This is a genomic window from Pseudoduganella flava (assembly GCF_007830495.1).
Lineage (GTDB): Bacteria > Pseudomonadota > Gammaproteobacteria > Burkholderiales > Burkholderiaceae_D > Rugamonas > Rugamonas flava.
In genome coordinates, this window is the sequence record NZ_VLKW01000020.1 from 18,292 (window position 1) to 43,721 (window position 25,430).

The 25,430-nt window shown below is 67.1% G+C and carries 18 protein-coding genes, 1 pseudogene and 1 riboswitch; of the genes and pseudogenes, 5 read left to right on the plus strand and 14 right to left on the minus strand.

The genetic code is table 11. The features are described from left to right. Positions 1-6 precede the first annotated feature (6 nt). Together IP92_RS29090 and IP92_RS29095 are read left to right on the plus strand one after the other, a co-directional pair. The gene (locus IP92_RS29090) at positions 7-765 is read left to right on the plus strand and encodes a spermine/spermidine synthase domain-containing protein (protein ID WP_145882081.1); all 759 of its coding nucleotides are present in this window, start codon (positions 7-9) and stop codon (positions 763-765) included. A 244-nt stretch (positions 766-1,009) separates the two neighbouring features. Then, complete coding sequence (locus IP92_RS29095) at positions 1,010-3,448, plus strand: TonB-dependent receptor plug domain-containing protein (RefSeq protein ID WP_145882083.1); 2,439 nt, start codon at positions 1,010-1,012, stop codon at positions 3,446-3,448. 135 nt (positions 3,449-3,583) lie between these two features. Here IP92_RS29095 and pdxR read toward each other — a convergent pair whose 3' ends face one another. Next, positions 3,584-5,065 (minus strand): MocR-like pyridoxine biosynthesis transcription factor PdxR, encoded by a 1,482-nt coding sequence (pdxR, locus tag IP92_RS29100; RefSeq protein WP_145882086.1) that lies wholly within the window; start codon positions 5,063-5,065, stop codon positions 3,584-3,586. Positions 5,066-5,153: 88 nt separating this feature from the next. On the opposite strand from pdxR, the gene IP92_RS29105 reads away from it, so the two are divergent. After that, entirely contained in the window at positions 5,154-5,789 is a 636-nt protein-coding gene (locus tag IP92_RS29105) for a pyridoxamine 5'-phosphate oxidase family protein (protein WP_145882088.1), read from the plus strand. Between the two features lie 13 nt (positions 5,790-5,802). Here IP92_RS29105 and IP92_RS29110 read toward each other — a convergent pair whose 3' ends face one another. The 10 genes from IP92_RS29110 to IP92_RS29155 form a co-directional block, all read right to left on the minus strand. Next, positions 5,803-7,392 (minus strand): hypothetical protein, encoded by a 1,590-nt coding sequence (locus tag IP92_RS29110; RefSeq protein WP_145882090.1) that lies wholly within the window; start codon positions 7,390-7,392, stop codon positions 5,803-5,805. Continuing rightward, entirely contained in the window at positions 7,389-9,419 is a 2,031-nt protein-coding gene (locus IP92_RS29115) for a DUF4175 family protein (RefSeq protein ID WP_145882091.1), read from the minus strand. Before IP92_RS29115 ends, IP92_RS29110 begins: the two co-directional genes overlap by 4 nt. Next, positions 9,403-10,416: a hypothetical protein gene (locus IP92_RS29120; RefSeq protein ID WP_145882093.1), complete on the minus strand. Its 1,014-nt coding sequence runs from the start codon at positions 10,414-10,416 to the stop codon at positions 9,403-9,405. Before IP92_RS29120 ends, IP92_RS29115 begins: the two co-directional genes overlap by 17 nt. Further along, complete coding sequence (locus IP92_RS29125) at positions 10,413-11,300, minus strand: DUF58 domain-containing protein (protein WP_145882095.1); 888 nt, start codon at positions 11,298-11,300, stop codon at positions 10,413-10,415. The genes IP92_RS29120 and IP92_RS29125 overlap by 4 nt, the downstream gene beginning before the upstream one ends. Before the next feature lie 4 nt (positions 11,301-11,304). Continuing rightward, the gene (locus IP92_RS29130) at positions 11,305-12,315 is read right to left on the minus strand and encodes an AAA family ATPase (RefSeq protein WP_371860995.1); all 1,011 of its coding nucleotides are present in this window, start codon (positions 12,313-12,315) and stop codon (positions 11,305-11,307) included. Beyond that, on the minus strand, positions 12,316-12,936 hold the full coding sequence (locus tag IP92_RS29135; RefSeq protein WP_145882097.1) for a DUF4159 domain-containing protein: 621 nt from the start codon (positions 12,934-12,936) through the stop codon (positions 12,316-12,318). A gap of 12 nt (positions 12,937-12,948) precedes the next feature. Next, on the minus strand, positions 12,949-14,286 hold the full coding sequence (locus tag IP92_RS29140; RefSeq protein ID WP_145882099.1) for a TldD/PmbA family protein: 1,338 nt from the start codon (positions 14,284-14,286) through the stop codon (positions 12,949-12,951). 13 nt (positions 14,287-14,299) lie between these two features. Then, positions 14,300-15,937 (minus strand): TldD/PmbA family protein, encoded by a 1,638-nt coding sequence (locus IP92_RS29145; protein ID WP_145882101.1) that lies wholly within the window; start codon positions 15,935-15,937, stop codon positions 14,300-14,302. A 212-nt stretch (positions 15,938-16,149) separates the two neighbouring features. Beyond that, positions 16,150-17,487 (minus strand): TldD/PmbA family protein, encoded by a 1,338-nt coding sequence (locus IP92_RS29150; RefSeq protein ID WP_145882103.1) that lies wholly within the window; start codon positions 17,485-17,487, stop codon positions 16,150-16,152. 11 nt (positions 17,488-17,498) lie between these two features. Next, a complete protein-coding gene (locus IP92_RS29155; RefSeq protein WP_145882105.1) occupies positions 17,499-19,136 on the minus strand; it encodes a TldD/PmbA family protein in 1,638 nt (545 codons plus the stop codon). Between the two features lie 274 nt (positions 19,137-19,410). On the opposite strand from IP92_RS29155, the gene IP92_RS29160 reads away from it, so the two are divergent. After that, positions 19,411-20,217, plus strand: a complete 807-nt coding sequence (locus tag IP92_RS29160; RefSeq protein WP_145882107.1) for a class I SAM-dependent methyltransferase — start codon at positions 19,411-19,413, stop codon at positions 20,215-20,217. A 416-nt stretch (positions 20,218-20,633) separates the two neighbouring features. Here the strand turns inward: IP92_RS29160 and IP92_RS29165 are convergent, their stop codons facing one another. Together IP92_RS29165 and IP92_RS29170 are read right to left on the minus strand one after the other, a co-directional pair. Then, a complete protein-coding gene (locus IP92_RS29165; RefSeq protein ID WP_145882108.1) occupies positions 20,634-22,259 on the minus strand; it encodes a serine hydrolase in 1,626 nt (541 codons plus the stop codon). A 10-nt stretch (positions 22,260-22,269) separates the two neighbouring features. Continuing rightward, positions 22,270-24,117, minus strand: coding sequence for a M1 family metallopeptidase (locus tag IP92_RS29170; protein WP_145882110.1), 1,848 nt, complete (start codon positions 24,115-24,117; stop codon positions 22,270-22,272). Between the two features lie 120 nt (positions 24,118-24,237). Then, positions 24,238-24,352: riboswitch (yybP-ykoY riboswitch) on the plus strand. Between the two features lie 120 nt (positions 24,353-24,472). Here IP92_RS29170 and IP92_RS29175 point away from each other — a divergent pair. Beyond that, entirely contained in the window at positions 24,473-25,048 is a 576-nt protein-coding gene (locus IP92_RS29175) for a TMEM165/GDT1 family protein (RefSeq protein ID WP_145882120.1), read from the plus strand. Positions 25,049-25,176: 128 nt separating this feature from the next. On the opposite strand, the pseudogene IP92_RS30345 reads toward IP92_RS29175, so the two are convergent. Beyond that, positions 25,177-25,430: pseudogene (locus IP92_RS30345) on the minus strand (IS481 family transposase); the annotation flags it as partial.

Consider the following 25,430-nt stretch of genomic DNA (forward strand, 5'->3'; position numbering starts at 1 on the left):
CGCGCGATGCAAAACCAACGCTTCGACCACCCCGGCCATCCCCCCGCCACCATTACCGAATTCGAGGGCGTACGCTCACTCCACCTGGGAACCTCCTGGGTGCAGGGCGCGATGCGCCTGTCCCGGCCCGACGCGATCGAACTGGAATACGTGCAGATGATGATGATGTGGCTGCTCTTTCTCGAGCAGCCGCGCCGCATCGCCCAGCTGGGCCTCGGCAGCGCCGCGCTGACGAAGTTCTGCTACCAGCGCTTCCCGCAAGCCCGCATCGCGGCCGCGGAACTGAACCCCAACGTGATCGCGATCTGCGAGGCGATGTTCGGCCTGCCGCCGAACGATGCGCGGCTCGACGTGCGGCAGATGGATGCCAATGACTTCGTCCACGATCCCGCCAACCACGGCACGCTCGACGTGCTGCAGGTCGACCTGTACGACGAGGAGGCGCGCGGCCCCGTGCTCGACACGCCGGAGTTCTACCAGGCGTGCTGCGACTGCCTGACGGACGACGGCATCATGACGGCCAACGTCTTCGGCGAATACGACAACTACGACCGCAACCTGCGCCACATGGAACTGGCATTCGACGCCGTCGTGTGGCTGCCGGAGGTCCACGATGCGAACATCGTCGTGATCGCGTTCAAGCGCGCCCCGGTGATCGATTTCTCCGTGCTGTACGAGCGCGCGGCCGCCATCCGCAAGGCCTACAACCTGCCCGCGAAGAAGTGGGTGGACGGGCTGAAGGAATGGATGCGCGACCACCAATAGCCGGCTTGGCGGCTTGCGGTTTGGAACTGTGGCAAAAATGTCGCAATGCCTGCGCGAAACCCCTGCGGCCGAGCCTGTCGGCGCATTAGCGTAAGGGAGATTTCGATATAAGGCGAGCAATATTTCAAGCACGTCCATATCCTGCAACAGTGCTCTGCAAACACTTTATTCGCGGCGGTAGTATCAATGCGGGACACCACCCGCCTTGCTTCACCCCATCCAACCAAGAGACGAATAAAGACACATGAAGCAGACCACTTTCCGCCGTACCCTGTTCGCCAGCGCCGCACTGCTGCTGGCGGCACAAGCCACCGCCCAGACGTCCGAGGCAGCCGCTCCAACCGAGCAGCAGACCGTCGTCGTGCTGGGTTCGCGTTCCGCCGCGAAGACCGCGCTCGATACCGCCGCGCCGGTCGGCCTGATCAACGTGAAGGACATGCAGAGCGCCGGCCCGATGGAGCTTGGCAAGCTGCTGCAGACGCTGGACCCGTCGTTCAACTTCTCGTCGACGTTCATCAGCGACGGCACGGACATCATCCGCCCCGCCACCCTGCGCTCGCTCGGCCCGGACCAGCTGCTGGTGCTCGTGAACGGCAAGCGCCGCCACCAGCAGGCGCTCGTCAACGTGCAGCAGACCGTCGGCCGCGGCTCGGCCGGCACGGACATCAACGCGATCCCGCTGTCGATGATCCACCACGTCGAGGTGCTGCGCGACGGCGCCGCCGCCCAATACGGCTCGGACGCGATCGCCGGCGTGATCAACATCGTGCTGAAATCGAACGTGGGCGAAACGCAGCTTTCCGGCCAGCTGGGCACCACCTCCGAAGGCGACGGCGACCTCGTCTCCGGCAGTGCGAACCGCGGCTGGGCGATCGGCAACGACGGCGGCTACATCAACGTGGCCGTCGAAGGCCGCCGCCGCAAGGAAACCAACCGCGCCGGCCTCGATACCGCCCGCACCGACCCGCCCCGCGTCACGCAGCGCATCGGCGACAGCGACGCCAAGGATGCCTACCTGTGGGCCAATGCCGCGCTGCCGATGGGCCGTGGCGGCGAGTTGTACGCATTCGGTGGCGCCAGCAAGCGCAAGGGCGATTCGTCCGGCTTCTTCCGCTCCGCCGGCGACGACCGCACCGTCCCCGCCGTGTACCCGAACGGCTACCTGCCGAACATCCGCACCACCGTCAAGGACGCGTCGCTGGCCGTCGGCTACCGCCTCGACCTGCCGAACGAATGGAAGGCCGACGTCTCCATCAACCACGGCCGCAGCGAGCTCGATTTCCACGAGAAGAACACGATCAACGTCAGCTACTGGTACGAGCAGAAGCCGACCGGTGGCATCTATGCCGAGTCGCCGCTCGAGGCCGATACCGGCAAGCTGAAATTCAACCAGACGACGTTCAACGCCGACCTGAAGGGTCCGTTGAAGTTCGGCTCGAACAGCGTGTTCTTCGCCACCGGTTTCGAATGGCGCCGCGACGCCTACCAGATCGTTGCCGGCGACCCCGTGTCGTACCAGTACGGCCGCACCAACAACCCGAACATCCGCATCCTGACGCCGGCCGGCACGATCGCCGCCTCGGGCACGCAGGGCTTCCCCGGCTATACGCCGTCGACCGAAGTGGACGAGGGCCGCCACAACATCGCGCTGTATGGCGACGTGGAATACCGCCCGATCGACACGCTGCTGCTGGCGGGCGCCGTGCGCTACGAAAAATACTCGGACTTCGGCAACACGACCACGGGCAAGGTCACGGCACGCTGGGATCCGAGCAAGCAGGTGGGCGTGCGCGGCAGCTACTCGTCCGGCTTCCGCGCACCGGGCGTGCAGCAGGCGTTCTACAGCTCCGTGTCGACGAACCTGAACGCGGCCGGCGTGCTGACGGAAACGCTGACGGCGCGCCAGGACAGCGCCGTCACGCGCGCGCTCGGCATCGCGCCGCTGAAGGAGGAAACATCGCGTAACGCCAGCGTGGGCCTGGTGCTGCGCCCCGCGTCGAACTTCTCCATCACGGCGGACGTCTACCAGATCAAGATCAAGGACCGCATCGTGTTCTCCAGCACGATCGCGCCGGAAGCGAACGGCGGCCCCATCGCCAACGTGCTGACGCCGTTGAAGGTGGGCCAGGCGCAGTTCTTCACGAACGCTGTCGACACGAAGACGAAGGGCCTCGACATCGTGGCCGAGCACACCACGCGCTGGCCGGGATCGACCTTGGTGCTGTCCGGCCAGCTGGGCTTCAACAAGACGGAAGTCACGGGCCGCCACTCGACGTCGACGATCCTGACGGGCGAACAGCTGTTCGACGACAGCCAGGTGACGTTGATCGAGCACGGCCAGCCGCGCCAGCACCACGTGGTGTCGGCCGACTACACGATGGGCCAGTGGAACGGCAACGTGCGCGCGAACTACTACGGCAAGGTGCAGGGCCAGGGCTTCACGCCGGGCTTCGTGCAGACGTGGGAAGGCAAGTGGCTGGCGGACCTGACGCTGCGCTACAACTTCACGAAGAAACTCAGCCTGCAGCTCGGCGTGAACAACGTGTTCGATACCTACCCGACCGAGTGGGACAAGACCCGTGCCGCACCGTTCCCGCAACTGGGCTTCACGCACTGCTGGGAAACCTGCCCGTTCGGCATCAATGGGCGGAGCATGTATGTGCGGGGGGATTACGCCTTCTAACCGTCGGTGCCCGACACCGGTTTTCCCGCCTGGTGTCGGGCTCCGCACTTTTCCCTCGGTGTCTGACACCGGTCTTTCTGGTGTCTGACACCACTTCCTCGCCGGGTGCCGAGCCCCGCACGTCCCTTGCCGGAGCTACGCCCGCCGCTTGTTCGACCAGGCGGCCAGGTGGATCACGGCCGCCAGCCGGCGGATCAGCGGGTCCATCTGCTCCGCCGGCACCTGCGCATACCCCAGCATCAAGCCATTCCACCCCGTGCCGCGCTCGACCGCGTGGGTGGACAGCGCGTTCACCACGATCCCCTCCTCCCGTGCGCGGGCGCGGATCTCCTCGTCCGGCAAATCGTCCGGCAGCCGCAGCGACAAGTGCATGCCGGCTGACGCTCCGTGCACTTGCGCGATCGGCCCCAGGTGTCGCTCCAGCGCGGCCACCAACGCATCGCGGCGTTCACGGTACAGGCGGCGCATGCGGCGCAGGTGCAGCGCGAACTGGCCGCTGGTGAGAAATTCGGCCAGCGCCAGTTGCTCGGCCGCGCGCCCCGTCGACGCCGACTGCGCACGCAGCTGCGCCATCTGCGGCGCCAGCGCGGGCGGCACGACCAGGTAGCCGATCCGCAGGCCGGGGAACATCGTCTTGCTGAACGTGCCGCAGTACAGCACCGGCGCATCCGGCGCCAGGCCCTGCATCGCCGCCAGCGGTGCGCCGTCGTGCCGGAACTCGCTGTCGTAATCGTCCTCGACGATCAGCGCCCCCGTGCGGCGCGCGCCGTCGATCAGCGCCATGCGCCGCGTCAGCGACAGCACGGACCCCACCGGATACTGGTGCGACGGCGTCGTGTAGATCAGCCTGGGGCGGCGCTGCTTCCAGTCCTGCACGGCCGGATTCATGCCGTCCTCGTCCACCGGAATCTCGACCACATCCAGGCCCGCGGCACGGAACGCGGCCAGCGCGCCGCCATAGCCGGGCTGCTCGATCCATACGGTGTCGCCTTCGTCGGCACAGCCGCGCGCGCACAGGTCCAGCGTGGCCTGGCTGCCGTCCGTGATGAACACCTGGTCCGCTTCGCAGACGACGCCGCGCGACGCGCGCAGGTAGTCGGCAATGGCCACGCGCAGCGCCCACTCGCCGGCGGGATCGCCATAGTTCAACTGGGCCGGTTCGAGATCGCGCCAGGCACGGTCCAGCAGCCGGCGCCACAGCGCCAGCGGGAACGCGTGCAGGTCCGGCACGCCGGGTACGAAGGCCTCGCCATCGCGCGCACCGTTCGAGACATGCCGCAGGTTCTGCGCCCGCCGCGCCAGGCCGGCCTGCGGCACCGGCACGTTGTCGCGGCGGCGCACTCGCGCAGCATCGGATAACAGCGCGGCGACGCGGGTACCGCGCCGGTCTGGCACCACGAACCCTTCGCTGGCCAGCTGCTCGTACGCGTACAGCACCGTGTTGCGGGCCACGCCCAACTCGGCCGCCAGCGCGCGCGTCGCGACGAGCTGCGTGCCCGGCGCCAGCGTGCCCGTGCGGATCGCATGCCGCAGGCATTCGTGCAGCAGGCGCTGGCGCGGCCAGCTTGCATGGCCGTGGTCGCGCGCGAAGGTCGACAGCAGCAGGGCGTAATCCATCGTGGTTCCATTCAAACGGGCGCTCCTGGACCTGTCCCAGGAGCCAGCAGGGCCATTATAGTGCGCTCTCAACCAACCAAAGGAGATCATGAACACCTCTGTCCCGCCATCCGCCCGCACGCAAGTAAAACGTGCCGCCAACTACGCCAGCTACGATCCGGCGCTGCTGCATGCGATCGTCGACGCGGCCTGGGTATGCCACATCGCGTTCACCGACGCGCACGGCACGCACTGCATCCCGACGGCCTGCTGGCGCATCGGCGAGCACCTGTACATCCACGGTTCGAACGGCAGCCGCATGCTGAAAAGCCTGATGGAGCAGGACTGCTGCGTGACGATCACGCACGTTGACGGCATCGTGCTGGCGCGCTCCGCGTTCAACCACACGATGAACTACCGCAGCGCCGTGATCTACGGACGCTTCGCACTGGTGGAGGACAAGCGCGTGACGCTGGAAGCGTTCATGGACCACCTGGCACCGGGACGCCAAGCCCAGGTCAGGGCGGGCAACGACAAGGAGTACGCGGCCACCACCGTGCTGCGGATCGCGCTGACGGAAGCGGCCTGCAAGACCCGCAACGGGCCGCCGAACGACGACGCGGAAGACATGGGCCTGGCCGTGTGGGCCGGCGTGCTGCCGCTGAGCGAGGCCCGTGGCACGCCGGTCCCGGCAGCGGAGTGCACGGTGGAAGCACCGGAGCACGTGCGCCGCTGGGGCGCCTGATCCGGCGGCCGCTTCAACGCCGCTCGCGCCACCACAGCGCGAGCAGCGCGGCCATCGCCAGCAGCGCGAACGGCCACGCCGGCAAAGTCATTGCCGGCGCGCCGGGGACGCCAGGGCCCGGCAAGCTGCGCGCCGGGGATCGGGCAAGATAGCGCGCCGTCGCCGCACGGCGCAGGCCGGCCTGCCATGCCGGCCAGTCATTTGCGCCGTACACGTAAGCCTGCGTGACGGCATCGCCGCTGCGTACTGTCAGCCAGCCCGGCTGGCGCGGCCACAGCGCGACGCACGCGCCATCGCCGCGCGGCTGCCAGCGCAAGCTTTGTTCACCGGCTTGGACGGCGGCACCTGCCGGTACCCCGGCAGCGCACAGCTCCGTGCGCAAGCCCGGCAGCGGCATCGGGTCCGGCTGCCGCCACACGATGTTGCGTGGCGTGCCGGCTGCCGCATGATCCAGCACCCGCTGCCACCAGTGTCCCAGCGCGATGGGAGCGGCGATCGCGTGGCGGTGCCATTCGGCGACGCCCAGCCACAGGATGCGCCCTCCTTCCCAGTCCCGTTGCCACAGCCACGGCTTGCCCGCATCGTCGCGCGCGGCGACCGCCCAGGCCGTGGGAGTGAACGACGCAGGTGCCAGTGCGAGCCTGCCACCGGCGATGTCGAAGCGCCGTTCGTCATCCTTCTCCGTCGTCGCCGATTGCGCCGCCAGCGCTGGCCGCAGTGCCTGCCATGCGCCTGGCTCGCGCGCGCTGCCGCCCAGGATCAGCAGCGGCACGCCGCGCGCCACCTGGGCCAGCAGTGCCGCACGCGCACCGGCCTGCCGTTCGAACCAGGCCGCATCGATGACGACCAGGTTGGGATTGCCCAGCGGCGCAGCGGGCGTCTCCGTGCGCATCACATCCTTGCCGAGCACCGTTTGCCAGTCGAGCAGCGCATGACTGCCGGCCAGCAGGCCGTTCAACGTGCGGGTGTCGAACGATGGCGCGCCGAAGCGGCCGGCCACCCGCAGCGGCTCGGCTTCCACGACGCGCACCGGCACGGGCCCTTGCTGCAGCACCTTGCCCTGGGCATCGAGCACGCGCGCGCGCAGCACGAGCTGCTCGGCGACCGGCGGCAGCCATTGCACCGTCAGCCGCGCCGCCGCACCCTGTGCCGTTGCCTCGTCCAGCAACTGGCCGTTTTCGGCCAGCAGCTGCAGGCGCCAGCCCGGCTGCGGCGCACTGCGTGCGATCGTCAGCGCGAACGTGCGGCCCAGCGGTACCGTGCGTTCGAACTCCAGCATCAGCGCATCGGTAGCCGGTGCCTGCCACGCCAGCGGACGGGCCGGCAGATCCTGCCACTGCGCCTCGTGCAGCCCGTCGCCGGTGGCGGCGATGGCGCGGGCTTGCGGCACGGCGAGCAGCGCTGCCTGCAGTGCGTCGCCGCGCGCCGCCGTATCGAGCTTCACAGTGTCCACCGATGCAGACTCCGGCGGCAGGCCCAGCATCGCGGCAAGGGCCGCGCCTGCGGTGACGGCCAGCAGCGCATCGAGCCAGCGCTTGCGGCGCAGGTACAGCAGCGCGCTGATGCCGCCGATGCCCGCTGCGGCGTAGACGGCCGCGCTCATCGGGCCTCCCGCCACGCGCGGGCGAACGGCGTGTCCGCTTCCGGGCGCGCCTGCAAGACGACGGGCGCGCCGCTCAGCGTACTGCGCAGCCATGCCGCCAGCGCAGGACGGCATGGCACGCAGCCGTCCGCCACGTCCTGCACGGCGCGCTGCGCGGCCAGGCGGCCCTCCTCGCCGGCGATCGCACCGGCGGCCTGCAACGCCGTCCTATTCCAGCCGCCCGGCAGCGGTGCGCCGCTTGATAACGCCTGCACCAGCGCCTTCACGTCAGCCGGCACGGTGTCGATCGCCTTGTCCTGTGGCCGCTTCGTTCCGGCGGCACCCGCCATGTCGCCCGTCATCCGCTTCTCCTCCTTGATTGCCGGCGGCTCGAACGCGGCGCGGTGCAGGTACACGCGCTCGGCCTGCTGCAATTCCTTGATCGCCGCCAGCGCCTTGTATTCCGGCGGCAGTGCCGTGGCGGGCGCGATCGCGCGCAACGCCTTCTCGGCATCCCACATCGCCGCGATCGCCCGCTTCAGCACGGCCTTTGTCTGCGGGTCGAAGATCGTCGCGTTGTCTTCCACGTCGTGGGCGTGGCCGAACATCTTCGCCATATTGGTGCCGGCCGACATGGCGCCATGTTCTTCACCGTGTTCCCCGCCGTGCTCCCCGCCGTGTTCCTGCCCGTGCTCGTCATGACCATGCTCGTCGTCGCCGAACAGCGTGGACTCCTCGCCGAGGAACGCGCCATAGCGGCGCCGCAGTTGCGCCTGGTCGGCCGCGATGCCTTCGCTGCGTTCCCGCACCGCAGCCGCCGGCAGCTTTGGATTGGCGCGCAGGTCCGCCACCAGCTGCTCGGTATCGATGATGATCTGGCGCTGGCTGCGCAGGCTCTCAGGTTTCACCATGCTGGGCAGCGCGGACGAATCGAGCGTCTCCGCTTCCGGTCCGGGCAGGCGCAGCGTGTACGTCGGCGACTGCGCCACGTGCGGATGCTCGGGCGAGTTGTCGGTGGCGCGCACGAAGAAATACAGCTCGTCGCCCGGTTCCATGCCCAGCTCCGCCAGCGACCAGCGTTTGCTCCAGTCGCGCCGGCGCGGGTCGGCCGATTGCGGCAGCGGCACTTCGCGGTCGGAGAACTTGATGTTCTCGCCGCTGCCCCGTGCCAACGTCATGTGCAGCGTGGCGCGCGCGATGCCGTAATCGTCCTTCGCGCCGACCGCGATCTGCACGGTCGCGTTCGGGCCCAGCACCTGTGTGGCCTCGACGGGGGCGGCTACCGTCACCACCGGCGGCTGATCGGGCGTGACGCGCACCGTGTAGCGCTGGCGCGGCTGGTCCGCCGGCCGCCACGTGGCCGACTCCACCGCGCGCCACACGGCGCAGCCGCCGCTGGCCTGCGGCGTGCTGCCGTCGCCCAGCTCGACGGCGCTGCCACACCACGTGACGGTGCTGTACTGGAGCACCTGCACATCGCGCGGCGCCGTTTCGTACGGCCGCACGCCCGTGTAGGCCGGCGGTGCGATCTTCATTGTGATCGCTGTCGCTGTGGCACGCGTGGCCGGCACGGCCTTCATGGGTGCGGATGGCGCTTGCTTGCCGGCCGGCTGGGCGATCCACAACGCGGCGGCGGCCAGCGCGGACAGCACGAACGGCAGCGGCGCGGGGCGGCAGTGACGGCGGGCGATCGCGTCGTACTGCGCGCGGCCCACGTCGGCGATCCGGCCTTCCAGGCGTGCGCGCTGCAGCCGGGCCAGCGGCGAGCCGGGTGCGCGGGCCAGCAACGCGCTGCTGTCTTCCAGCGCGGGCACCGCTTCGTCGAGCCACTGCGGCCAGCAGGCGGCGGCACGGCGGCGCCATGTGTACATGTCCCACAGCGCCCAGCCGATCAGCAGCGAATACAGCACCATCGCGCCAGCCGGGGCGACCGGCAGGACGGCCAGCAGCGGCACCAGCGGCAGCAGGCGCCACGGCGCACGCCGGCGCGCCAGCGCGCGGTCGAGCTGCCCTCGAATGGCGGCCGTCACATCAGGTTCGACGTGCATGGCTCACCAGTCGTTCGAGAGCAAACAGGATCAGCAGCGCCCAGCCGAGCCAGTGCGCGGGCTCCTTGCCCGGCAGCGGCAACGGCGTGGCGCGCGTTGCCGCCACGGTCAGCGCGGCGAGCGGGTACGGCTGCGGCGGCACGGCCACCTGCCTCCACGCTTCGTACACGGCATGCGCCTGCGCTTCGCTGGCGGGCGGCCATGGCAAGCCGCTCCAGAACCGGCCGCGCGGCGTGTCGGCATAGCTGAGCGCCAGTCCCGCCGCGGTCACCTGCCGTGCACCGGGCGCCCGCGCCGCCTGCCACCAGTGCGGCGCTTTCCATTCGGCCGGCGGCGTGCCGTCTCGATCCCACACCACCAGTTCGGTGGCGTCGTCGGGCACCTCGACCACGCTCCAGCGCGCACCGGTGCTGCCGAATGCGGCGAACAGCGCGCGCCATTGCGCGGCGCGTTCGGGGACCGATGCGACGACCACGCGATGCAATGCCGGCCGCTCCGGCACCAGGGCAGGCGGCCCGCTGCGCAGGTCGACGGCATGCAGGAAGGCCGGCGGCACGGCCGGCATCGTCAGCGTGCCAGCGCGGCCCAACACCAGCAGACGCGTGCCGCGCCGGAACTCGTGCTCGTGCCGCGGGATCCACGCCAGCGGATCGGCCGGCAGGTCGATGCGCGCCGCCGATTCCATGCCGGCCGAGCGCACCTGCTGCGCCACCCATGCCGGGTCGAGGGCCGGGTCGGCCAGCACCGTATCGCCGCGCCACGGCACGATCGTCACCGCGAGCCGGGCGATCAATGCGACGAGCAGCAGCAGGCGCAACGCCAACAACAGCAGATCGGTCCACCGCCACACGCGGCGCAGCTGCGGCGCCGTCGACGGCAGGAAGCGCGCCGTGGCCAGCAGTTCGCTGGCGCTGCGCTGGCGCTTCTGCCGGTGCCACAGGATCGGCAGCAGCAGCACGGGCAGCGCGAGCCACCACAACGGTTGCAGGCTCGTCATCGGCGTGCTCCCGGCAGCCGGAGCCACGCGCGCAGCACGGCTTCCAGCGGTTGTTCGATGCGGGCTTGCGTCAGCGGGATGTCGCGCTGGCGGCAGCCGGCGGCCACCGCGTCGAAGTGAGCGCCGCGCGCGGCCCGATATGCTTCACGGTCCGTCGCCAGCAGCCGGTGCAGGCCGCCGTCACCCTCGCGGTCGCGGTACGCCAGCCCGGACGTGAAACTGCCGTCGACTTCGGCCTGCGTGGAGAGCGCCAGCAGCCGCACGTCGTGCCGCAGCCCGCGCAGCCGGCCCAGCGCCTGCGACCATGGCGACGGCCAGTCGAGGCAGTCGCCGGCGGCAAACACGACGGCGGGTGAGCGGGCAAAGCGCAAGCACGTACGCAGCGCATCGTCGTCCGGCAGTGCGCCGCCCGCTTCGGTGCGCGCCAGCGCGGCCAGGATCCGCTGCAGCTGGCGCGGCCCGCGCGCAGGCTGGATCGCCTCGGTCCGGCCGTTGACGCAGATGACGAGCCCGAATGCATCGCCCTGCCGCTGCGCGATCGCGGCGATGCACGCCAGCGCGGTGCGCGCATACGCGAGCTTGTCGAGTCCCGCCACGGTGCGGCTGGGTTCCGCCATCGACGCGCTGGCGTCGAGCCACAGCCAGACGGCCACGTGGCTGTCGCGCTCCGCCTCGCGCACGTAGTACCGGTCGGCCCGAGCCAGCAGCTTCCAGTCGACGCGGCGCCACTCGTCGCCGGGCGCGTAGGCGCGGTACTCGGAGAACTCGACACCCGCGCCCCGCTCGCGGCCAGCATGGATGCCATGGCCGAGGCCCGCCAGCACGTGGCGGATCACGAGGTCGAGATTGGCGGCATGGGCCACCAGTGCCGGAGCTTGCAGCATTACGTCAGGCGGGATGGATCTGTTCGAGCAGCTTGTCCAGGATGTCGGCCATCGCGATGCCGTCCGCTTCCGCTTCGAAGTTGCGCAGCACGCGGTGCGCCAGCACGGGGAGCAGCATCGCCCCGATATCCTCGCGCGTGACGGCCAGGCGGCCATGCATCAGCGCGCGCGCTTTTGAGGCCAGCACCAGCGCCTGGCCCGCACGAGGGCCTGCACCCCAGCCCACGTGTTTCTTGACCGCGTCCACCGTGCTTTCGGCCGGGCGCGTCGCGCGCACCAGGCGTGTCGCGTAGCGCAGCAGGTGCTCGCCGATCTCTATCTCGCGCACCAGCGCCTGCAGCTTCAGCAAGGTGGCGACATCCATTGCGGCCGGCGCATCCTTCAGCGCGCCGTGCGTGGTGGCCGAGACCATGCGGATTTCCTCGTCCTCCGTCGGGTAGCCGACGTCGATGCGCAGCAGGAAGCGGTCCAGTTGCGCTTCCGGCAGCGGATACGTGCCGGCCTGCTCGATCGGGTTTTGCGTGGCCAGCACGAAGAACGGCCGCGGCAGCTGGTGCGTCTGACCGGCGAACGTGACGGAGCGTTCCTGCATCGCCTCGAGCAGTGCCGATTGCGTCTTCGGCGGCGCGCGGTTGATCTCGTCGGCCAGCAGCACCTGCGTGAACACGGGCCCTTGCTGGAAGCGGAATTCCCGCTTCTTCGTGGCGGTATCTTCTTCCAGGATCTCGGTGCCGACGATATCGGAGGGCATCAGGTCCGGCGTGAACTGCACGCGGTTGAAGCGCATGTCCGTCGCCTGCGCCAGCGATTTGACCAGCAGCGTCTTGCCCAGCCCCGGCACGCCTTCGACGAGCGCATGGCCGCCGGCCAGTAGGCAGATGACGAGCGATTCGATCACATGCTCCTGCCCGACGATGACGCTGCCCATGCTCGCGCGCAGCGCCGTTACCTTCGCGCTCAACGCGCCGATTTCGTCTTCCGTCCAGCCGCTCTCCGCCACCGCAATTCCTCCCACTTATGCTCCCAACGCGTATTGAATGATGTTGACCGCGAAGCGCGTGTTGTCGACCGCCAGCCAGCGCTTGTTGCGGAAGTCGTAATCCCACTCGCAGCCATAATCCTTGTTGCTGTACAGGACCGCGATGCGGCCGTTGACCTCGATCGCCTTCAGGTATTCGTGCACCAGGTCGTCGCCCCAGCCGTTCAACTCCATCCCCGTGTTGGGCGGGCCGTCGAACTTGAAGAAGCACGTGTACAACGGGTGATTGTTCGGGATCTTCTTCAGTGCTTTGGCACCGAAGATCTTCGCCATCTCCGCCTCGAACGACTTGGCGAACAGCCCGTCGATGTCGTGATTGCAGTCGTCGACGAACACGAAGCCGCCGCCCTTCACGTAGCGCTCGAAGTGCTTGCGTTCCGCTGCCGTGAACTGCACCAGCTTGTGGCCGGCCAGGTAGCAGAACGGTGCTTCCAGCATCTTCGGGTCGGCCAGCGCGACGATGCGCTCGACGGTATCCACCTTCAGCGTGGTGTACTCGACGAGCGAATTGAGCACGTTGCTCGGCATGCGGATGTCCACGTCCCAGTCGCCCGACTCGTAGGTCAGGCGCGTGAAGTAGAAATCGTAGGCCGGCACCGTTGTTTCCCCTTACACGGCGTCCGACAGCGACGTGAAGTTGAAGTCGCGTACGCGCATCGCCGGGATCATCATCTTGAAGCGGGCGTTCGCATCGCCGATCAGCATTGGTTTGCCCAGCTCGTCGATATTGTTCAGCATGACGACGGGACTCTCGTTGAAGCGGAAGTTCTTGATCGGGTACTTGATCTTGCCGTTCTCGATGTAGAACGTGCCGTCGCGCGTCAGGCCCGTCAGCAGCACCGATTGCGGATCGACCATGCGGATGTACCACGTGCGCGTGACGAGAATGCCTTTCTTCGTGTCGGCGATCAGCTCTTCCGTCGACTTCGTGCCGCCGGCCATGATGATGTTGCCCGGGTCGGCCGTCGCCGTCTGGCCCGTCTTCTGCGCCCAGTAACGGTCCACGTCCAGGCCGGCCACCGTGCCGTTCCTGATCAGGTCCTTGCGCTGGCGCGCCATCATCGATTGCTGTTCCCACGGCAGTACGGGCGCGTTGGCGTCCCACGGGTCGGCCCACACATTGACCTTCTCGTCGAACAGCTTGTCGCCCAGCCGGTTGCCGCCGCCTTTCTTCGCGAGGAAGCTGCGGCCTTCGTCCGCCTGGCGTGCATCGAACGCGTTGAACATGAAGTTCAGCATGTCCGACGATGCGGCCGGCTCCAGCACGACCGTGTAGCGGCCCGGTTCGATCGCCTTGGCTTCGACGGAGCGCAGCGCCTTCTCGATGGCGACCTCGGACGCGGCACGCGCGTCGAACTGCTTCGGGTCGTACGCGGAGCGGGTGACCCAGCCGGAGCCGCGGCCGTCTTCCGTGCGCGTCGTGACGGTGAAGTTCAGGCTCGCCAGCTCCTGGTAGCCGAACACGCCGTTCGAATTGGCAATGCATTCGAAGCCCACGTGATCGGAAAAGAAGCCCGCTGCGACGAGGCCCTTCTTGCGCGCCGCGTCGATGCTCTGGAACGCCACTTCGGCGCGGTAGGCCGGATCGAACGCATCGGCGTTCTGGTTGAACGTCTGCGATGGTTTGTATGCCTGCTGGCCGATCGCCGGCATGAACTCGGGATTCTCCGGCGCCAGCCGCGCCACTTCCTCGGCGCGGCGCACGGCTTTTTCCAGCGACTTGTCGTCGAACTCGTTGACGCTCGCGGTGCCCTGCTTCTTGCCGAAGGCGACGGCCACCGTCAGTTGCGTGTCTTCGATCAGGCCCGCCGTCGACACGCTGTTGCGCGCGTAACGCACATTGCCCTTGCGCGCACCGGAGATCGACACGCGGCATTCATCGGCTTTCGAAAGCGCCATCACCTTGTCCGCGATGCGCTTGGCTTGTTCCTTGTCCAGTAATTTCATTGATCGTTCCCGGTCAGGCGATCTTGCGCGCCGTATTGATGACGTTGATGCCGTTGAAGCGCGTCGTGGCGGATCCATGCGACACGGCGCTGATCTGGCTCGGCTGGCCCTTGCCGTCGAAGAAGGAGCCGCCCATGCGCCAATCGCGCTCGTCGCACAGCGCCGTGCACGCATTCCAGAATTCCTGCGTGTTGGCCTGGTATGCGACGTCGCCCAGCGGCTGGGTGATCTTGCCATCCTTGATTTCGTAGAACAGCTGGCCGCCAAACTGGAAGTTGTAGCGCTGCTGGTCGATCGAATACGAGCCGCGGCCCAGGATGTAGATGCCCTTCTTGACGTCCTTCACCATCTCGTCCGGCGTCAGCTTCTTCTTGCCGGCGGCGAGCGACACGTTCGGCATGCGCTGGAACTGCACGCTGCTCCAGCTGTCGGCGAACGAGCAGCCGTGCGACTCCTTCTCGCCGATGATGTGGGCCTGGTCGCGCGTGGCCTGGTAGTTCACCAGGATGCCGTCCTTGATGATGTCCCAGCGCTTGGCCGGCACGCCTTCGTCGTCGTAGCCGACGGCGCCCAGCGAACCGGGCGTGGTGCGGTCCGCCACGAAGTTGACGATCGGCGAGCCGTACTTGAAGTTCTTTGACTGCCATTTGTCGAGCGTGGCGAAACTCGTGCCCGCGTAGTTGGCCTCGTAGCCCAGCACGCGGTCCAGCTCCGTCGCGTGGCCCACGGATTCGTGGATCGTCAGGAACAGGTGTTCGGGCGACAGCACGAGATCGTACTTGCCCGGATCGACGGATTTCGCCGTCAGCTTTTCCTTGGCCTGGCGGCCGGCCGCGCGGGCATCCTCGATCAGGTCGTAAGCGCCGTGATACAGCGTGGTGACGCCGCCCGCCGCGCGCACCTTGTGCTCGGGCCGCACGTCGAAGAATTCATAGCCCATCGACACGGGCGAGGACAGGCCGTCGCGCGTGCGGAACTTGCCGGTGGCCTTGTCCACCGCGGTAGCCGTGAACGGCGACCACAGGCGATGGATGTCCTGGTCGATGTACGAGCCATCCGTCGACGCGAAGTATTTTTGCTGGTTCACCTGGAACAGCATCGACTGCATGAACGACGCGCCGGACGCGATGCCCGCCTTGTTCGCGGCGATCAGCATCTCGGCCTTGTCCTTCACGGGCACGAGGCGCCAGTCCTTCTTGAATGGCGTGGCCCACGCCACTTCGCCGACGCCCTTCACGGGCGCCAGCTGTACCGGCTCGCTCTGCAGCCGCGCGTTCGCCTTCGCGATCGCGACCGCTTGGCGCGCCGCATCGGCCACCGCGTCCACCGTCATCACATTGGTGGCGACGAAGCCATAAGCACCGCCGGCGATCACGCGCACGCCGACGCCGGACGATTCCGTGTTGACGATGCTCTCCACGTTCAGGTCGCGCGTCGTGATGAACTGGTTCAGGTAGCGGCCGACGCGCACGTCGCAATACGTGGCGCCGGCCTTGGTGGCGGCATTCATCGCCGCGTCGGCGAGCGACTTCTTGAACTGCACGGCCATCGGGTTGCTCAACTGCTCGGCGGCGATCGCATTGCCGAACACGGGAACGATCATCGTGCCGCCGGCAGCGGCGCCGATTTTTAAGAAGGTACGTCTTTCCACTGCTACTCCTAAAGAATTTCTCGGCGTGCGCTATGAAACGCATGCTTCAACCCAAAATGCGAGAGGCCAGGGTCAGACCCGGCGGGGCTTTGCCGGGGTTTCGGAGAGCATGCTCTCCGCCGGCAAAGCGGTGCTGGCCTGCTGGCCAGCACTCCTTCCTGACCCCAGTTTCTGCCTTTGGTTCTGCTTACTGCATCAACTCACAAGGTACGTTAAACCGCGTCCGACAAACTGGTGAAGTTGAAGTCCCGCACGCGCATCGCCGGCACCAGCAGCTGGAACGGGCTTTCGTCGCCGGCCAGCACTTCCGGCTTGCCCAGTTCGTCGATATTGTTCAGCATCGTCACCGGGCTTTCGTTGAAGCGGAAGTTCTTGATCGGGTGCTTGATCTTGCCGTTCTCGATGTAGAACGTGCCGTCGCGCGTCAGGCCCGTCAGCAACACCGATTGCGGGTCCACCATGCGGATGTACCACGTGCGCGTGACGAGGATGCCCTTCTTCGTGCTGGCGATCAGCTCCTGGGTCGACTTGCTGCCGCCGGCCATGATGATGTTGCCCGGCGTGGCGATGGCGCGCTTGCCCATCTTCTGCGCCCAGTAGCGCGAATAGCCCAGGTTGGCGACCTTGCCGTCCTTGATCAGGTCCATCCGTTCGCGCGGCAGCAGCGATTCGGCATCCCAAGGCATGACGGGTACGTCCTTGTCCCACGGGTCCGCCCAGATGTTCACCTGTTCGTCGAACAGCTTGTCGCCCAGGCGATTGCCGCCGCCCTTCTTCGACAGGAAGCTGCGGCCTTCGTCGGCACTGCGTGCGTCGAAACTGCCGAACATGAATGCCATCAGGTCGGCCGACGCGGCCGGCTCGAGGATGACGGTGTAGCGGCCCGGCTCCAGTGCCTTCGCATCGACGGAGCGCAGCGCCTTTTCGATCGCGACGTCGGCCGCTTCGCGCGGGTCGAACCTGGCCACGTCGTTCGCATCGCGGCGCACCCAGCCCGAACCGCGGCCGTCTTCCGTGCGCACGGTGCACGTGAAGTCGACGCCGGTGCGCTGCTGGTGACCGAACACGCCCTTCGAGTTGGCGATCGTCTCGAACGCGCTCTGGTCGGTGAAGAAGCCCGCTGCCACCAGCTTGTTCTTCTTGCAGGCCTCGATGCTGTACGCGGCCACCTGGGCGCGGTACTCGGGGTCGATGGCGTCCGTCTTCGCGCTGAACGTTTGCGTGGCGCGGAATTCGGCCTTGTCCGGCGTGGGCATGAACTCGGGGTTTTCCGGCGCCAGGCGCGCCAGGTCTTCCGCGCGGCGCACCACTTTTTCCAGCGACTTGTCGTCGAATTCGTTGATGCTCGCCGTGCCCTGCTTCTTGCCGTAGGCGACCGACACGGCCAGCTGCGTGTCTTCCACGAGGCCGGCCGTCGACACGGCGTTGCGGGCATAGCGGATATTGCCGGTGCGGTTGCCGAGCATCGTCACGACGCATTCGTCGGCCTTGGTCAGCGACAGTACCTTGTCGGTGATGCGCTTGGTTTCTTCCTGGTTCAACATCTTCATGGGCGTTCCTCTCAGCCGATCTTGCGGGCGGTGTTGATCACGTTGATGCCGTTGAAGCGGCTCGTGGCGGAGCCGTGCGACACGATGCTGACCTGGCTGGGCTGGCCTTTGCCGTCGAAGAACGAGCCGCCCATGCGCCAGTCGCGCTCATCGCACATCGCCGTGCACGCGTTCCAGAATTCCTGCGTGTTGGCCTGGTAGGCCACGTCCTCAAGGGGCTGGGTGATCTTGCCGTCCTTGATCTCGTAGAACAGCTGGCCGCCGAACTGGAAGTTGTAGCGCTGCTGGTCGATCGAGAACGAGCCGTCGCCAACGATGTAGATGCCCTTCTTGACGTCCTTGATCATTTCGTCCGGCGTCAGCTTCTTCTTGCCCGCCGCGAGCGACACGTTCGGCATGCGCTGGAACTGCACGCTGCTCCAGCTGTCCGCATAGGAGCAGCCGTGCGATTCCTTCTCGCCGATGATGTGGGCCTGGTCGCGCGTGGCCTGGTAGTTGACCAGGACGCCGTCCTTGATGATGTCCCAGCGCTTGCACTTGACGCCTTCGTCGTCATAGCCGACCGCCCCCAGCGAGCCGGGCGTCGTCTTGTCGGCGAAGATGTTCACCAGGGGCGAACCGTACTTGAAGGTCTTCGACTGCCACTTGTCGAGCGTGGCGAAGCTGGTGCCCGCGTAGTTCGCCTCGTAGCCCAGCACGCGATCGAGTTCCGTCGGGTGGCCGACGGATTCGTGGATCGTCAGCCACAGGTGTTCAGGCGACAGCACCAGGTCGTATTTGCCCGGCTGGACGGACTTCGCCGTCAGCTTCTGCTTGGCCTGTTTGCCGGCCGCGCGCGCGTCCTCGATCAGGTCGTAGGAATTGCGGTACAACGTGGCGACGCCGCCGGCGGCCTGGAACTTGTCTTCCTTGCGCGCGTCGAAGTATTCGTAACCCATGCCCACCGGCGTCGACAGGCCGGAACGGGAGCGGAACTTGCCGCTGGCCTTGTCCACGGCGGTGGCGCTGAACGGCAGCCACAGACGGTGGATGTCCTGGTCGATGTACGAGCCATCGGTGGACGCGAAGTATTTTTGCTGGTTCACCTGGAACAGCATCGATTGCATGAACGACGCGCCGGCATCCAGCGCCGCCTTGTTACCGGCCAGGAGCAGGTCGGCCTTTTCCTTGATCGGCACCGCGCGCCAATCCTTCTTGTACGGCGTGGCCCAGCTCACCTCGCCGACGCCCGGGGTTGGTGCAAGGCGCACCGGTTCGGACTGCAGCTTCGCATTCGCCTTCGCGATCGCGACGGCCTGGCGCGCGGCGGCCGCGACGCCGTCCGGGCTCATGTCGTTCGTCGCGGCGAAGCCGTATGCGCCGTTGGCGATGACGCGCACGCCCACGCCGGCCGACTCCGTGTTCGTGACGTTCTCGATATTGCGATCGCGCGTGATGATGAACTGGTTCAGGTAGCGGCCGATGCGCACGTCGCAGTAGCTGGCGCCGGCCTGCGTGGCCGCGCCGAGCGCCGTGTCGGCCAGGGTTTTTCTGAACTTCGTATCGACCGGCTTGAGCAGGTCTTCGGCCGCGATCACGCGGCCGAACGGCGTCAGCAGCATCGTGCCGACAGCCAGCGGAGCAAGATTGAGAAATGCACGTCGTTCCATGGAGTCTCCGAAAGTGATAGAGGGACTGCGTGTTCTGATTGCCGGCGTTGTCTATACGGCATTGCAACCTTACCAGCAAAACGAGGCCACGAGAACGCAATATTTGTGCCACGAGGAAATCACGACAACAGGCCGGCGCAGGTCGGTGCGCGGGGTGCCGGAGGTGTCCGCACCTGTCCGGCGGTCGTCCGCCCGGACACTTGACCCGCTTGTCTTTATTGCACATCATCCACGCACGCGGCGACCGCCGCGCATATCGTTATGAGGAGATCGCATGAAACGTATTCTCGCCGCCGCCATGCTGGCCGCAACCGTCAGCGCGCCCGCGCTGGCCGACGACGCGCTGAAGGCCGCCATCGCCGGCAGCCACCGCAGCCCGGAGAACGTGAAGCGGGACGTCTACCGCCACCCGTACGAAACGCTGACGTTCTTCGGCATCAGGCCGGACATGACGGTCGTCGAACTGTCGCCCGGCGGCGGCTGGTACACGGAGATCCTCGCGCCCTACCTGCGCGAGCGCGGCAAGCTGATCGCCGCCGGCGCGACGCCGGAATCGAAGACGCCGATCGTGGCCAGGTCCGGCGAGCGGTTCAAGCAGCGCCTCGATGCGAACCCGGCGGTCTACGGCAAGGTGCAGCTGGGCGCCTTCGAACCGTCCAACGGCGTGTTCAACTATGCGCCGAAGGGCGGCGCCGACATGGTGCTCACGTTCCGCAACGTGCACAACTGGACGGAGGATGGCGATGCCCGCCTGAAGGCTGTGTTCAAGAGCGCCTATGACGCGTTGAAGCCGGGCGGCGTGTTCGGTGTCGTCGACCATCGCCTGCCGGCGTCGAAAAAGCAGGACGCGACGGCGTCGACCGGCTACGTGCATGAAGCCTACGTGACCAAGATTGCGGAAGCGGCCGGCTTCAAGCTGGCGGCGAAGTCCGAGGTCAACGCGAATCCGAAGGACACGGCGGACCACAAGGGCGGCGTATGGGCATTGCCGCCGACGTTGGCGAACAAGGACGTGGATGCGGACAAATACCGTGCGATCGGCGAGAGCGACCGGATGACGCTGAAGTTCGTGAAGCCGTGACGGGGAGTCGATCCGGGAGTTGATCCGGGAGTTGATACGCAGCGGCCGCGCGGAGGGCGCGCGGCCGCTGGTCTTATTTGCGCTGGAAGCGGCTCATCAAGCTGCAAAAGGCGATGAAGCCCACGACCATGGAGCCGCACACGGCGACCACCGATAACATCAGCTCATTCATGCGGAAGCAACCTTCACTTTATGACAACCTCGTGATTATGCTGCATTTGCACATGAAACAGTCTCACTGAAACTCACTGTTACAACCGAAAAACCAACGATAGTCCCCTCAGGTCGGCGACGGACCTGCAAGCTTACGCCCGGCTGGCCGGGCCGACAATCGGGGTGTTGTGTTTTTTGCACTCATCCGGCGATCGTGGCGGCCGGGCGGGAAGCCCGGTTCTCGAGCTGTTCCCGCCTGCCGGTTATGGCGCCGTCTGTGCGCTCTGCCCCGCCTTTACCGGCGTCAGCACGAGGTCGTGGAAGTCGTAGCTGAAGTCCGTTTCCGCCGACACGGCGGCCATCTTGGCCCGCTCGATCGAACCGTCCGGATTCAACGCGAACGTCAGGTAGGCGTCCGCGTTGAAGTTACGCTCCTTCCAGCGCACGATGAACGTATCGTGCTGGAAGTGCTCCAGCTCCCCCGTCAGGTCCGGCGTGCGCGTGAACGACACGATCTGCCGGGCCCCGTCGTGACGGATGACGACCTTGCCGTACCACGGGTCGGTGTATTCGCCGTCGTACGCCGCGCGCGGCAGCGAAGGCTTCGACGCCGCCGCGCGGCTTGCCACGGCCTTGCCGACCTTTTCCAGTTCCTTGCGGTGTTCTTCCTGCTCCTGGGCGGCGATGATGCCGATCCAGTCGGTGGGCGCCGCGCCCAGGTAATGGTCGAGGATGCGCCATTGCAGCGCCGTCATCGAGCCGCTGTTTTCCGCGTTGGTGAAGATCGCGACGCCCAGCTTCTCTTCCGGCACCATCAGCACGCGCGAGTAAAAGCCCTGCAGCGCGCCACCGTGCAGCACCAGCTTCTTGCCGCGGTAGTCGCGGATGTTGAAGCCCAGCCCATACGCGTTGAAGTTCGCCTTCGTCGCGGCCAAGGCCGGCTTCGGCTCGGCGATCTTCATCGGCGTGACGGGCGTCCAGATCTCCTTGCCCTGCGCGGCCGAGAACAGCCGCTGCCCGTTCGCCAGCTCGCCGCCGGCCAGCAACGCATTCATCCACTTGGCGATGTCCTCTGCGTTCGTGTCGATGCCGACGGCGCCGATCGCGTTCTCGACCGGCATCGGCTTGACGACGGACTGCCGGCCGTTGATGCGGCTGTGCGGCGCCGAGTAATCGGGTGCGCGCAGCATCGCCGCCACGCTGGTCGTCGTCCCCGTCATGCCCAGCGGCGCGAGGATGCGCTCGCGCACCGCATCGCCCCAGCTCTTGCCCGTCTTCTGCGCGATGATGCGGCCGGCCACGATGTACAGCAGGTTGTCGTAGGCGTAGCTGGCGCGGAAGCTCGTGGCCGGCTTCACGTAGCGCAGGTTGTGGATGATCTCGTCCGTGGAGAACGTCGTCGTCGGCCACCACAGCAGGTCGCCGGCGCCGAGCCCCAGGCCGCTGCGGTGCGTCAGCAGGTCGCGGATCGTCATCTCCTGCGTCACATAGGCGTCGTACATGCGGAAGTCCGGCAGGTGCATGATGACGGGGTCGTCCCATTTCAGCTTGCCCTCGTCCACCAGCTGGGCCAGCGCGACGGCGGTGAACGCCTTCGAGTTCGACGCGATCTCGAACAGCGTCTTGCCCGTGACGGGTGCCGGGTCGCCCAGCTTGCGCACGCCGAAGCCTTGCGCGGCCAGTACCTTGCCGTCCTTGACGATGGCGATCGCGATGCCGGGCACATCGAACGTCTTCAGCACGCGGTTGACGTCGCGCTCCAGATCGAACGCCTGCGCCGGCGCGGCCGCCGCCGTGCTGGCGGCGACATCGTCGAACGCCTGCACGGGCGCGGCCAGGGAAGCGCAGGCGCACAGCACCAGCGCCGCGATGGGGTGTTTCAGCAGCATCGTGACTCCGTTATTTCTTCAGCAGCTTGTCGACGGACTTCTGGGTTTCCGGGTGATAGCGCGGCCGGGCCTTCGCATACACGTCCTTCGCCCACTTCGCATCGTCCGGCTTCGCGAGCAGCGCGGTGTACAGCGGCACGACGAACTTCTGCCGGCCCACGCTCATCAGGAAGGCGTTCAGCGGCTCGCGCACGTCGTAGCCCGCGTGCACGGCGGCCAGGTAGAAGCGGAACGCGATCTCGTTGTTCTTGCTGGTCTTCAGGCCGAAGGTCTGGTCCAGCTCGCGCAGCTGCGCCGCGTTGGCCTTGCGGTCGATGTCGTTCAGGAAGTGCATCCACTCGGCGGCGGTCCAGCCGCGCGCTGTCAGGTCGGCCGTTACCTGTTCGCCGCGCAGCCATGCGTCGCGCTGGGCGTCGACGGCAACGAAGCGCTGCGACACGACGCGCTGTGCCGACGCCGGGATGCCCGGGCCGTACAGCCATTCGTCGAGCTCCGCCTGGGGCATCACGTCGGGGTGCTTGTCCAGCAGGTTCGCGCGCAGGTAGGCCAGGAACTGCTCCGTCGTCGCCGATTGGAACGCATGCTGGTCGAACCAGCCGCGCAGGAACGGGTCGAACACCTCGCGGCCCGCACGCTGCTCCAGCGTGCGCAGGAACCACGCGCCTTTCGGGTAAGCGAGGCCTTCGTCCGTGTAGGTGTCCGGGTTGACGTCCGGGTCGCGCGTCAGCAAGGCCTGCTTCGCGACGGGGATGTCCTTCAGCGACGCCAGCGCCTCTTCCTGCTCGACCTGCAGGTTCATTTCCGCGACTTCGGCGCCGTACAGCACCTCGATGATGCGGGTGGTGACGTAAGTGGTGAAGCCTTCGTTCAGCCACCAGTGCTTCCACGATGCGTTGGTGACGAGGTTGCCGGACCACGAGTGCGCCAGTTCATGGGCGATCAGGTCGTTCAGGCTGCGGTCGCCGGCGATCATCGTCGGCGTCAGGAACGTCATGCGCGGGTTTTCCATGCCGCCGATCGGGAACGACGGCGGCAGCACGATCATGTCGTAGCGCCCCCACCGGTACGGGCCGTACAGCCCTTCCGCGGCGGCGATCATCTTCTCGGTATCGGCCAGCTCGAACGCGGCGGCGTCGATGCGGCCCGGTTCCGCGTAGACGGCGGAACGGGGACCGACGTTCTTCACATCCAGCTCGCCGATCGCGATGGCGAGCAGGTAAGACGGAATCGGCTGCGGCATGCGGAACGACCAGCCGCCCTTGCCGGTACCCTGCTGGTCGTTCTCGGCGCTCATCACGACACGCATGCCGGCCGGCGCATCGATGCGCGCGCTGTACGTGAAGCGCACGGCCGGCGTGTCCTGCACCGGGGCCCACGAGCGGGCGTCGATCGTCTCGGACTGGCTGAACATGAACGGCCGCTTGCCGGACAGCGTCTGCACGGGCGTCAGCCATTGCAGCGCGCTGGCGGTAGGCGCCGTGTGGTAGTAGATCCGCACCTTGTTCGGCTGGCGGCGCAGCGAGATGCGCAGGGCCTGGCCCTTCTTCGGGTCGGCCTTGTCCAGCATGTACGAGGCGGGTGCCCACGTGCCGTTATCGTTCTGCACCTGCACGCGCGCGATCGCGAGTTGCCGGGTATCGAGTACCAGGGTGCGGGCATTCTTGTCCAGCCAGTTCAGCGTCAGCTCGGCATAGCCGGCCAATGTCTTGCGGGCGAAGTCCGCCTTCAGGTCCAGGTGCAGGTCGGTCGTGCGGACCTCGTTGTAGCGGGCATAGCTCAGCGGGTCCTGGGCGTGGGCCGCCGTTGCCAGCAGGGCCAGCGCGGCGGATATCGCCAGGCGCATCGAAGGTGTTCGCATGTGCTTCCTTTGTAAGTGACGAAGGGCCGGCGCCGGGATCGCCGGGGCGGGCGCGGTGGAGGATAGCACAAGCGCGGCGACAAAATCGGCGCCCGCCGGCGCGCAACTCTGCTATCATGGCGCCCGTTCTTTGGGGAGTAGCCTCCTGCCCCTGCCGCCATCGGCACGGGTAGAACCTGCGTCAACATAATCGGTCCGCATGACCGTGGCGCAGGTGGCCGCGCCGTCCCGGTCTGCGACCGGACGTGGCGCCCGGCCTGGCGAGACCAATGATCCACGGGCGGCCGATACTGATGACACGGGGCCGGGGTTGCCCATGGATCCTTGGTTAACGTCCGGCCCCCCAGCCACCCATATGGAAGCCTTCCTCGTCTCGACGGGCATCGTCGCCCTTGCTGAAATCGGCGACAAGACCCAGCTGCTCGCCTTCGTCCTCGCCACCCAGTTCCGCCGTCCGCTGCCGATCGTCGCGGGCATCTTTGTCGCCACCGTCGTCAACCACTTCTGCGCCGCCGCCGTCGGCACCTGGCTCACCGAACTGCTGGGCCCTGCCGCGCTGCGCTGGATCCTGGGTATCGGCTTCATCGCGATGGCCGCGTGGATCATGGTGCCGGACGAGATCGACGAGGACGACGCGCCCGCCGGCCGCTACGGCGTCTTCACGGCGACCCTGATCGCGTTCTTCCTGGCCGAAATGGGCGACAAGACGCAGATCGCCACCGTCGCGCTGGCAGCCCGCTTCGACGACCTGGCTGCCGTCGTCACCGGCACCACGCTGGGCATGATGCTGGCGAACGTGCCGGCGGTTTACCTCGGCAAGCGTGCGGCCACTGCCGTGAACCTGAAGGTCGTGCATGGGATTGCGGCGGTGATCTTTGTGGCGCTGGGGGTGGCGACGCTGACGGGGCTCGGCAAGGGGCTGGGCTTGTAAAACGCTGCGCGTCGCCGGCCGAGTTTGAACCCGAGAAGCAAGGCCCAGGGTCAGACCCGCCGGGTGTATGGTCGGGGGACATAGGTAACACATGTCGGGAGACATGGGTTACACATTGAAGCCGTATCTTACGATGGATTCTGGAGGTCTATCTGCCGGACTTTGTGCTTGCAGAAATAGACCTCTAGGACGCCGTCGGTACCGGTTGGGCGGATTGCCACCAGTTCGGCATACAAGCCTTCCCCGACGAAAAAGGATTGATTGCGGTACGAGATGTAGCCCAGCTTGCTCACCTTCCGCACTTGGTCATCTGGAAGGTACTCGATAGGGGGCAATACCGATGGAAAAGATCGCCCACTGCACCGGTATCGGCTGATTGGTG

What these genes read in the sequence shown, in the direction of transcription:
- IP92_RS29150 (WP_145882103.1), bottom strand. Translation starts at nt 17,487, where the DNA reads ATGAAGATGTTGAACCAGGAAGAAACCAAGCGCATCACCGACAAGGTA.
- IP92_RS29125 (WP_145882095.1), bottom strand. Translation starts at nt 11,300, where the DNA reads ATGCTGCAAGCTCCGGCACTGGTGGCCCATGCCGCCAATCTCGACCTC.
- IP92_RS29165 (WP_145882108.1), bottom strand. Translation starts at nt 22,259, where the DNA reads ATGCTGCTGAAACACCCCATCGCGGCGCTGGTGCTGTGCGCCTGCGCT.
- IP92_RS29175 (WP_145882120.1), top strand. Translation starts at nt 24,473, where the DNA reads ATGGAAGCCTTCCTCGTCTCGACGGGCATCGTCGCCCTTGCTGAAATC.
- IP92_RS29115 (WP_145882091.1), bottom strand. Translation starts at nt 9,419, where the DNA reads ATGCACGTCGAACCTGATGTGACGGCCGCCATTCGAGGGCAGCTCGAC.
- IP92_RS29160 (WP_145882107.1), top strand. Translation starts at nt 19,411, where the DNA reads ATGAAACGTATTCTCGCCGCCGCCATGCTGGCCGCAACCGTCAGCGCG.
- IP92_RS29095 (WP_145882083.1), top strand. Translation starts at nt 1,010, where the DNA reads ATGAAGCAGACCACTTTCCGCCGTACCCTGTTCGCCAGCGCCGCACTG.
- IP92_RS29090 (WP_145882081.1), top strand. Translation starts at nt 7, where the DNA reads ATGCAAAACCAACGCTTCGACCACCCCGGCCATCCCCCCGCCACCATT.
- IP92_RS29105 (WP_145882088.1), top strand. Translation starts at nt 5,154, where the DNA reads ATGAACACCTCTGTCCCGCCATCCGCCCGCACGCAAGTAAAACGTGCC.
- IP92_RS29110 (WP_145882090.1), bottom strand. Translation starts at nt 7,392, where the DNA reads ATGAGCGCGGCCGTCTACGCCGCAGCGGGCATCGGCGGCATCAGCGCG.
- IP92_RS29155 (WP_145882105.1), bottom strand. Translation starts at nt 19,136, where the DNA reads ATGGAACGACGTGCATTTCTCAATCTTGCTCCGCTGGCTGTCGGCACG.
- IP92_RS29120 (WP_145882093.1), bottom strand. Translation starts at nt 10,416, where the DNA reads ATGACGAGCCTGCAACCGTTGTGGTGGCTCGCGCTGCCCGTGCTGCTG.
- IP92_RS29170 (WP_145882110.1), bottom strand. Translation starts at nt 24,117, where the DNA reads ATGCGAACACCTTCGATGCGCCTGGCGATATCCGCCGCGCTGGCCCTG.
- IP92_RS29140 (WP_145882099.1), bottom strand. Translation starts at nt 14,286, where the DNA reads ATGAAATTACTGGACAAGGAACAAGCCAAGCGCATCGCGGACAAGGTG.
- pdxR (WP_145882086.1), bottom strand. Translation starts at nt 5,065, where the DNA reads ATGGATTACGCCCTGCTGCTGTCGACCTTCGCGCGCGACCACGGCCAT.